The sequence below is a fragment of the Vagococcus sp. AM17-17 genome, from assembly GCF_003471765.1.
Lineage (GTDB): Bacteria > Bacillota > Bacilli > Lactobacillales > Vagococcaceae > Vagococcus > Vagococcus teuberi.
Map to the genome: position 1 here is coordinate 1 of NZ_QRJY01000023.1, position 9,938 is coordinate 9,938.

The following is a 9,938-nucleotide window of genomic DNA, read 5'->3' on the forward strand; positions in this document are numbered from 1 at the left end:
AAAGCTCTACCAATGTGTTGAACTAGATGAAATTTATCTAAAACGACTTTAGCATTAGGAAAAAGTCTCTTAGTTAAGATGATATAGGGTTGATAAATATCAGAAACAACATACTTTACTTGTTCTCTGCTAGATAAAGAGAATCCGTTAAAGTATTTCTCGATCTTAGGTAATCTTCGATCAGGTAAAATATCAATTAACTCCTTAGTGTCACCATCTATCATAATAAAACTCATAGATCCAGCTACTTTTTTGACAGATTTAAACTCATCAAAACAAAGGACAGCTGGTAAGGAATAACTATATTTCTGAATGGGTTGATACCATTCTTTAAGTACCCGATAAACAGTTGAAGTAGAAACGTTTGCTTGTTTTGAAATGTCACTCATAGATTGTTTAGAAGTTAGTTTTTTAGCAACAAGACGTTTTAAATTGTTAGAAATAGAATTGTTTCTAGAAACAAAAGGCGTATCTAAAACAAATGTCGATTTACAATCTTTGCACAAGAAACGACGTTTCTTTAATTGAACATATGTAGCATATTCAGAAATAGCAGGAACTTTAATTAAACTAGCAGTATATCCTCACTTTGTGTGTATCCTTTTCTTCGCAACGAGGACAACATTCTGATGTTTCATCTAAAAAACCTTCAAATACTCTAGAGAAAACTCCCTTTATTTTCCTAGTAGACAAACAATTTTCATTAAAAATAATATGTAGGTCCAGTATATTTAAGATATCTTTGATAGTCTGTGAGTATGACATGTGGTATCCTCCTTAGATTGTTGTTTCCCAATTTCATTCTAACGGATAACACATGTTTTTGTGTACTAAAAACTGCTGGTAACTTTCGTTACCAACAGTAGAAATTATAGAGCCAAAAAATTCGACTGATACTTCAGCCGAATTTTTTATTTAGATAGTAGCCGTAAAACCTAAGTCTTCAATTTTATTAACTAAGTCATTAATCGCTACTTTAGATTCGTCAAATGCAACGTTAGCTTCTTTGTTTTCTAATGACACATCCACATTACTCACGCCATCAATTTCTGACAATCCTTTTTCAATACGAGCAGAACAATGACCACAGTTCATGCCTTCAATTGCTATTTTTTGTTTCATGTTACTCACCTCTTCTAATTAGTTAGTGTAAGAGTATGGCTTTTTTTATCGGCTGTCAAATAAAAAAGCCCCTTTAAAAGGAGGCTTGTTTTATTTTATGGGTAAATACGGTGTAATAAACGTGGGAATGGACTTGCTTCACGAACGTGTTCAATTCCACATACCCATGTTACAGTTCTTTCTAATCCTAGACCAAAGCCAGAATGAGGAACAGCACCATATTTTTGTAAATCTAAATACCATTCATAGTCTTTACGATCTAAACCATCTTTTTCGATTTCAGATAATAAATACTCATAACCAATGGCACGTTCACTACCACCAATAATTTCACCATATCCTTCTGGAGCGATTAAGTCGGCACGAATCACAACGTCATCTCTTGTTGGATGTGGTTTCATGTAGAATGGACTCATTGATTTTGGATAGTTCAAGATGAATACTGGTTTTTCAAAATGGTTAGCGATAAATGTTTCATGTGGTGAGCCAAAGTCATCACCCCAAGTAATATCTTCAAATCCATTTTGTTGTAATAATTCCACTGCTTCATCATAAGAAATACGTGGAAATGGTAATTCTGTGTATTTTCTTAATAAGTCTTTATCACGTTTTAAAACGTCTAAAGCATAGTCACAGTTTTCTAATACTTTTTCAATCATAAATGCCACATATTGCTCTTGAATTTCTAAACTTCCTTCTTGGTCAACAAAAGCCATTTCAGGTTCCATCATCCAAAATTCAGTTAAATGACGACGGGTTTTTGATTTTTCAGCACGGAATGTTGGTCCAAAAGAAAATACTTTTCCAAAAGCCATTGCTGCTGCTTCAAGATATAATTGACCTGTTTGTGACAAGTATGCTGGAGAACCAAAATAGTCTGTTTCAAATAATTCAGTTGTTCCTTCTGGCGCGCTACTTGTTAAGATTGGTGGGTCAATTTTAATAAAGTTACGATCATTGAAGAATTCGTATGTTGCACGAATTAATTCATTTCTTACTTGCATAATGGCATGTTGTTTTGATGAACGTAACCATAAATGACGATGATCCATTAAAAAGTCTGTTCCATGTTCTTTTGGTGTGATTGGGTAATCATGACTTTCTCCGACTACTTCAATACCTTGTATACCAATTTCATACCCAAATTTTGAACGTGTATCTTCTCTAATTTCACCCGTTACAATAACTGATGTTTCTTGGTTTAAACTTTTTGCTAATTCAAAGACTTCTTCGCCTACTTCATTTTTTACCACAACACCTTGGAAGTATGCTGAACCATCTCTTAATTGTAAGAAAGCTATTTTTCCGCTTGAGCGTTTATTGGCAACCCATGCACCAATTTTAACAACTTCCCCAACATGTTTTTTTGAATCAATAATGTTTATTGTCTCCACTTTTGCACCCCACTAATTTTTATATTAAATTCGTTTACTATCAATGAATTCGTTTATTTGTCTAATGGCTTGAGTTAATGTATCCATATCTGTTGCATAACTCATTCTGACATGATGACTTGTTCCAAACGCTTCACCAGTGACAACTGCAACATGTGCTTCTTCAAGTAAGTCATTCACCCAATTCGTTACATTATCATACCCACACATATCAAGTGTTTCTTTGATATCTAAATATAGATAAAAAGCCCCTTGAGGTTTTTCTACACGAACCCCTGGTATTTCTTGAACTATTGGGAAAATGTCATTTAATCGTGTTTCAAATGTTTGTCTCATTTCCTCCACGATAGCTTGACTTCCACTTAATGCTTCAATTGCTGCATATTGACTAACAGCTGCAGGATTTCCTGTTGATTGTGACATCACTTTAGACACTTGAGACACAATCTCTGGTTGACATAGAGCGTATCCAATACGCCAACCTGTCATAGAATAGGTTTTAGATACCCCATTAACCACAATTGTTTGCTGCTTAATTTCATCAGACAAACTCACAATTGATGTAAATACATTACCATTATAAACTAGTTTCGCATAAATATCATCGGCAATTATATAAATGTTATTTGAAACTGCCCACTCCCCGATTTTTTTCAACTCTTCTGCTGTATAAATCGATCCAGTCGGGTTTGATGGTGAATTAAGAATGATTGCTTGTGTTTTGAGTGTTCTAGCTTGTTCTAATTCTTCTACTGTCACACGGTAATGGTTATCCTGTGTTGTCTCGACAAATACTGGTGTTCCATCTGCTAATTCCACTTGGGCACTATAACTCACCCAATATGGTGTAGGAATAATCACTTCATCCCCTGGATTTAATAACGTTTGAAATAACGCATAAAGAACAAACTTTGCACCGGATCCGACAAATACTTCATTCATCTGATAAGTAACACCATAATCTTCACGTGTTCTATCTATGATAGCTTGTTTTAATTCAGGTAAACCTGTTGCTGGCGTATAAAAACTTGATGCCCCATTATCAATTGCTTTTATCGCTGCGTTTTGTATTGATTTGGGTGTTGAAAAATCTGGTTCCCCTATCGATAAATTAAGAACTTTTACACCTTGGTCTTTTAGTGCTTTGGCCTTTGCTGCTGCTTGCAATGTTGCTGATTCTTTTAGACTACTTACTTTTTTTGAAAACCCCATTTTTTCATCCCCTTAAATTTTTAATGCTCCTTCTTCAATCTTTCCAGAATAGAAATCAACTAAGTAATAAACCAAATGGTTATCTTTACTTTCAGCTGTAATTTCCCATACAGGTTCATCTTTAAACAATCCTAAAGATACTTTTTTTATTTTCTTTGTCTCCTTAGTATCAAGAACCGCTTGGATAGCATCATCTTGGTTAATCCCTTTATTAGCATAAACAACAAGAGCCTCCTTACCATTTTCAGGAATCATGACTATTTTTTCTTCGTTCTTGTCGTCTTTACCAACTACACTATATGTATTTTCCTGTCTAGTAAACCAATAAAACTCGTCAACTTTATTGATATGACCTAAATTTTTGGCAATCTCTACTGCTTGGCGCTTAGTTGAACGGTATGTTGCAGTTGACTGATACATTATTACACTTATAATGACAATAATCGCAATTAACGTTATCGTCAAATATTTTATGACTCTGTTTTCACGCATGCTTCTATCTCCCATTTGTTGTTTTAAGTCAAACTCTTTTTTCTAAAAACAATTTACTTTCTTTCAATAACTCTGGCAATGTTACCGTTTGAATTGATAATGCTTGCGGCAAATAAGAACAGAGAATGTCGCTGTAACGGCTATTGACCAAACGATCATCTAATAAAACTAAAATCCCTCGATCTTCTGGACTGCGCAACAATCTTCCAATTCCTTGTCTTAGTTTAATCCCTGCTTGAGGCAATGCATCCTCATAAAACGGATTTCCTCCTTGTTGTTCAATGTATTGATACCTTGCTTGAACAATCGGACGATTTGGTGGATCAAATGGCAGCTTCGTCATCACAACAATATCGATCGACTGATGACTAAAATCCATGCCTTCCCAAAAACTATTTGCCCCTAAAATAATACACTTATTTCCTTGATTAATCTTTTTCAGTATTTTTTCTTTTGTTCCTGATATCCCTTGAGCTAATACTAACACATCTCGTTGATTAAAATAATCTGTTAACTGCTTATGTACTGCTTCAAGTAATTGATGAGATGTAAATAAAACTAGCATCGTTTGTTCATGCGTTTCAAATAATTTTTTAACCGACTGACTAATTCGTATTGAGAAATCATTTGTCGATTTAATCGAATGATAGTTTACATCATTTAATAAAAACAAACAGGCTTGATTTTTATAGTCAAATACTGATGGCAATGTTTTCTTCTGCACATCTTCTAAGCCAAGTTTACGCTCTAAAAAGTTCGAGTCATTATCTAATTGAAGACTACCACTTGTGTAAATGATTTTTTTAGCTTGGGTGTACCAATTATATTGATTAATAGATAAATCCGAGAAATTAATCATAGATAATATCACATGCTTTTTTTTCGCACTAATCCATTTGACTAATGTTTCATCATAATCATAAAAGAATGATTTAAATAGTTGATACATCTCAATCACATGTTCCACTGTATGAAAGAATTCTTTTTCATTTAGTGATAACTCTTTCTTTTTCTCTAGTTTCAAGTTTTGTGATAACTCACTAAGCTCTCGTAACATCACATTAATCTGTTGGATATATCGTTTAACAACTGGAACTTGCTTAAAAAAAGCCTGTACATCAACCAGCTGCTCCTCTTTTTTATGAAACAAATCAAAATACGTCACCATGCTTTCTTCAAGCCAATCAATTGATTCCCTTAACTCCTTGCAGATGTCACTCATCATCAAGGTATTTTTTTGATGTTTATCATGTGTCTCTCCAATCATCATTGAGACTTCAATCAAGTGATTCAATTCAAATTCAAAAGAAGATAACGACAGTTGTTTAGTTGATATCGTTTCAATTAAATTAGGGAGTTGATGTGCTTCATCTATGACAACCGTCTCGAAATCTGGTAAAAAACGTTTCTTCTTCTGACTGTCAGAAAATAAAAACGAATGATTGACGATAATAAAATCAGCAAATTGACATCTATCTGTTAAGTAATGATAAAAGTCTTCTTCAAAAAAGATAGAGGATTCAACTAATTCTTTTTGCCCAGTATGTTGAACTTGTTGGTAAAACACATTGTTCTTAATGACATTGACTTCATCCAAATCTCCTGTATTTGTCTCTAACAGCCAAACTAATATAGCCATCTGACAGATTGCATAACTTTTTTGTCCTAATGGTAAATCCAATGTTTGCCTAAAGGCATGTAAACTTAAATAATGAGAGGTACTTTTTACCACGACACCTTGTTTTGAAGTCTTAACTAAATCATTTAATAAAGGAATATCCTGATATTCTATCTGATTTTGCAATAAAATCGTGGAGGTCGAGATAAGCTTTTGTTCAGGTTTCGTCTCAAATGTTAAAGGATATAAATAACCCATTGTTTTTCCAGTGCCTGTTTCAGCTTCTATAAACAAGTTTTTGCTTTTATTATCTTTAGTCAAAAACTGGTGGATATCCTCAGCCATTTCTCTTTGCGTATTCCTTAAAATATTCAGTTTACTTGAAAATGATTGCGCTACTTCTCTATCCTGATAGCGATATGCTCTATCTTTTTTCTTAATAGCAATGCCATCTAAAACAACGATTCCTTCTAAGTCATTCTGTTTAGTCTCATAAGCTTCGTTTAAGACCATACTAAAAATAGCTTGATTATTAACCCCTAAACTAACTGACAACAATTGAAGTGTCTCCTTCGTTACTAAAGGTAACGTTCTTAATTTATCAAGCATCTTAATAAAACCTTGTGCTGTGACATAAGCATCACTTAATGCTTGATGAGGATTAGTATGTTCTATAGACATTTCTGACGCCATATCGCTCACTCTAAAGCCATTAGAAGTTGGAAATAACACTTGAAACAACTCCACTGTATCAATACAGGGACTAGTAAGTGGTGAGACTCCAGCACGAACTAGCTCACTATTCAAAAAATTAAAATCGAAAAAGACATTGTGTGCCACAAATACACAGCCATCAAGTAATTGTTTAATCGTAAAGGCAACATCTTCAAAGTATGGTGAATTTGCCACATCTTTATTTGAAATACCTGTTAATTCCGTTATATGCTTAGGTATTGAGCGTAGTGGATTAATATCAATCGACAGTTGATTTACAATTTGCTGATTCTCGATAATTACACAGGCAAATTGAATAATTTTATCTGTTTGTTGATTCGTGCCAGTTGTTTCAATATCAACAATGGCAAATAAATTGGTTGATTCCATTACCCCAATTCCTTTCCTTTTTTACTTACCTATGTATTATACTATATTCTATTAATAAGTCATCAGATAAAAACACTATAAAAAATTATCGGTTTCGTCAATAATTTTTTATAAATGGAAAATCTATTCTATCATTTTAAGTTAAAGCATTGATTCTAACGTATATTGAATTTACTTAAATCCTTTATGAAATCTACCTATAAATTTTTGGTTATATTCATTGGACTGATAAACTAGGAATCTTTTCAGAGATTCCTCATTAGGGACTTGTTCTTTTCTCTTTTTATATTTTTTTAATTTCTTATTAAATATCTCAATTAACTTAGTTGAGTAGATAGTTTTTCTTATTGAAGAAGGAAAGTTATAAAAAATTAATATAGTAGGGGTAATGAATAATGTAATGACTCGTGTATACTGTTTTTTTCCATTTATCTGTTATAAAAGTTACTTGTTTAATTTCTTTTTCTTTTGATACAGTTTATCTCTTCAAAGGAAGATGAGTATCGTCCATAAAGATGACTGAATATTTAGCTTCTAACGATCTTTATTCCAAGGCTAAAACATTTATTTTATTAATGTTGTAAATGTTTTGTGATGTGTAATAATGACCATACATTTTTTCAATTAGATCAGAGATTTCAGACATCGTTATTCCTTTTTGATACAGTTGAATAATAGTCATTTTCAAGGAATCATCCATTCTTTTATAGGCTGGTAGTGTTTGTTGAGAAAATTCACCATTTCTATGTCTAGGGATGATTAAATTTAATTCCCCATACTCTGTTTTAAAAGAGCATAAGTAATTCCCATTACGGGAATTACCTGAATTAAAACCAGCACGATCATATTTTTCATAATCAAGAAAAGCAGTCAGCTCTACACGACGAAATAAATCCTCCAAATCCTCTTTATTGATTAGTGTTTCCATCATTTCTGTAGTAAAATTATTCAGGAGAAAAACCTCCTATAAAATTTCTGTGTCGTAACCTTAATTTTACAGAATGGACTTTCTTTTTTTCTACCTTAAATTTTTGTTTACACAAAATATTTTATGCTATCAAATTATCAGATAGGTTTGTTTTAAACATCAAACTATGGTTAAATATAATTATGTTAGTTTATCACTTTGTATATAGAAAGGTATCTAAGGCATATGAAGCATTTGAAAACAATTGGATTTAGTATTATTGTAATTTGGATTATTGCATTATTTATAACCTATACACCTAGCTTCTTTTGGTTTGCCTATCTTTTTATTTCAGCGCTAGCAATGCTCTTAGCGTGTACTCTTATTATCTACTTAAATCCAGATATTTATTATGACATTACAAAGTTTTTTTCAAATATATTTCGTCAATCAGTTACTGATTATATCAATGACAATGATGATGATAACGAAGATGACTATTACATTGTTCCTAGTAAAAGAAAAAAAAGAAAAAAACGTAAAAAGAAAAAACATTATGATGTTACCTCTTTAAGGCAAAGAAAAGATACGCATTCCGATTTTATGATTATTAATACATCTTCTGCCAATATCAGACACAAAGAATATTTACATACAACTATTCCAGAGATAATAAAGCCAGAAAAGCAACAAATACTATTTGAAACAATTTTAAAATTAAAAGAAGATCGATTCTTCTCTAGCTTATATGCTGGACTAACAGAAGATGATTTAATCAATAACTATAATGAGTACCGTTATCGTAAAATTTATGAGCTTTACGATAACATTATTCCTAATACTTATGCCAAGATGCTCTATGATCCAAAATCACATACTAATAGACTGAGCATATTTATCCCGAATAAAACAAATCAAGACTCTGATTTTAATTTAGGTTTTATTTCAATTGAGGACAGCTATAAATCAGATATTTTAATCAATAAATACACAAATATTCAAGTTATTCCTACTATTTTAGGTGGAACTTACAAAGAAGTATATAAAGATGATGAGAATAATATTCGTGTAAAAACAGACTTTACACCATACGAACTCACCGTATCACTAGCTTTCTATAATATTTAACGGTTCAAAAAACTAGAAAAGACCTATCTTACATGTTAGTATTAAGATAATCTATTAGAAAAGGATGGATGAATATTATGAAAATGGCTCATACATGTGTAAGAGTAAAAGATTTAGATGCTTCCTTGGATTTCTATAAAAAAGCATTTAACTTTGAAGAATCTCGCAGAAGGGACTTTCCAGAAAATAAATTTACATTAGTTTACTTAACATTGCCAGGAGATAGTTATGAATTAGAATTAACTTATAATTATGACTCTGAAGCATATGATTTAGGAAATGGCTATGGACATATTGCTATTTCAACCGATGACTTAGAAGGATTACATGCTCAGCATAAATCTGAAGGATTTAATGTTACTGAATTAAAACATTTACCTAATGTTCCACCTTCTTACTACTTTATTATTGATCCAGATGGATACAAAATAGAAGTTATTCGCGAAAAATAAAAGCTCTTTGTCAACTACTGTGGGTAATGGTTAATACCTTAGAATTGAAGATTTAGAAATCATTTAGTTGTTTTGACTTTATATCAAATTGTGTCAAGGAATAATATTATTGATAAAAAAATCTCGAAAATGACATAGACTTATTGGCTATTTACCAGGACTGATGAATTAAATTGGTAAGATGATGATTGTGAGATGACTCTCACAATCATCTTTTTATTATATGTATTGAAAACCACCCGCTATGCGGGTGGTTTTCAATACATATAATAAATAAGCAACAAAAGCCAATAGACTTTCGTTGCTTAAGTAAACTTAATTTTATTAATCCACATCATTTGACGTAAAGTCTTTTTATGACTAAAACAAAAATCACATTGATAGAATTTAAACTATCAACACGATTTAGTGTACAATCAAAAAAATATCTAGTATAAAAATACTAGATATTTTCAGCTCCGGCAGTAGGACTCGAACCTACGACATCATGATTAACAGTCATGCGCTAC

8 protein-coding genes and 1 pseudogene are annotated in these 9,938 nt (G+C 32.0%); 2 read left to right on the forward strand and 7 right to left on the reverse strand.

What is annotated here, in order from left to right:
- The 7 genes and pseudogenes from DW196_RS10690 to DW196_RS10725 form a co-directional block, all read right to left on the reverse strand.
- Positions 1-506: transposase (locus DW196_RS10690; protein WP_147408689.1), on the reverse strand; the 506-nt coding region annotated here is incomplete at its 3' end.
- Between the two features lie 409 nt (positions 507-915).
- On the reverse strand, positions 916-1,122 hold the full coding sequence (locus DW196_RS10700; RefSeq protein ID WP_118251249.1) for a heavy-metal-associated domain-containing protein: 207 nt from the start codon (positions 1,120-1,122) through the stop codon (positions 916-918).
- Positions 1,123-1,217: 95 nt separating this feature from the next.
- Positions 1,218-2,516 carry an asparagine--tRNA ligase gene (asnS, locus tag DW196_RS10705; protein WP_071456621.1) on the reverse strand — a complete coding sequence of 433 codons (1,299 nt, stop codon included), beginning with the start codon at positions 2,514-2,516 and terminating at the stop codon, positions 1,218-1,220.
- Positions 2,517-2,540: 24 nt separating this feature from the next.
- Positions 2,541-3,728: a pyridoxal phosphate-dependent aminotransferase gene (locus DW196_RS10710; RefSeq protein ID WP_118251250.1), complete on the reverse strand. Its 1,188-nt coding sequence runs from the start codon at positions 3,726-3,728 to the stop codon at positions 2,541-2,543.
- A gap of 12 nt (positions 3,729-3,740) precedes the next feature.
- Positions 3,741-4,220, reverse strand: a complete 480-nt coding sequence (locus DW196_RS10715) for a DUF5590 domain-containing protein (RefSeq protein ID WP_158563574.1) — start codon at positions 4,218-4,220, stop codon at positions 3,741-3,743.
- Positions 4,221-4,248: 28 nt separating this feature from the next.
- On the reverse strand, positions 4,249-6,942 hold the full coding sequence (locus DW196_RS10720) for a helicase C-terminal domain-containing protein (RefSeq protein WP_118251252.1): 2,694 nt from the start codon (positions 6,940-6,942) through the stop codon (positions 4,249-4,251).
- A 171-nt stretch (positions 6,943-7,113) separates the two neighbouring features.
- A pseudogene (locus tag DW196_RS10725) lies at positions 7,114-7,894 on the reverse strand (transposase).
- Between the two features lie 201 nt (positions 7,895-8,095).
- Here DW196_RS10725 and DW196_RS10730 point away from each other — a divergent pair.
- Both DW196_RS10730 and DW196_RS10735 read left to right on the forward strand, forming a co-directional pair.
- Positions 8,096-8,977 carry a hypothetical protein gene (locus DW196_RS10730; protein WP_071456617.1) on the forward strand — a complete coding sequence of 294 codons (882 nt, stop codon included), beginning with the start codon at positions 8,096-8,098 and terminating at the stop codon, positions 8,975-8,977.
- Positions 8,978-9,054: 77 nt separating this feature from the next.
- The gene (locus DW196_RS10735) at positions 9,055-9,429 is read left to right on the forward strand and encodes a VOC family protein (protein ID WP_071456616.1); all 375 of its coding nucleotides are present in this window, start codon (positions 9,055-9,057) and stop codon (positions 9,427-9,429) included.
- Positions 9,430-9,938 lie beyond the last annotated feature (509 nt).

What these genes read in the sequence shown, in the direction of transcription:
- DW196_RS10700 (WP_118251249.1), bottom strand. Translation starts at nt 1,122, where the DNA reads ATGAAACAAAAAATAGCAATTGAAGGCATGAACTGTGGTCATTGTTCT.
- DW196_RS10710 (WP_118251250.1), bottom strand. Translation starts at nt 3,728, where the DNA reads ATGGGGTTTTCAAAAAAAGTAAGTAGTCTAAAAGAATCAGCAACATTG.
- DW196_RS10715 (WP_158563574.1), bottom strand. Translation starts at nt 4,220, where the DNA reads ATGCGTGAAAACAGAGTCATAAAATATTTGACGATAACGTTAATTGCG.
- DW196_RS10720 (WP_118251252.1), bottom strand. Translation starts at nt 6,942, where the DNA reads ATGGAATCAACCAATTTATTTGCCATTGTTGATATTGAAACAACTGGC.
- DW196_RS10730 (WP_071456617.1), top strand. Translation starts at nt 8,096, where the DNA reads ATGAAGCATTTGAAAACAATTGGATTTAGTATTATTGTAATTTGGATT.
- DW196_RS10735 (WP_071456616.1), top strand. Translation starts at nt 9,055, where the DNA reads ATGAAAATGGCTCATACATGTGTAAGAGTAAAAGATTTAGATGCTTCC.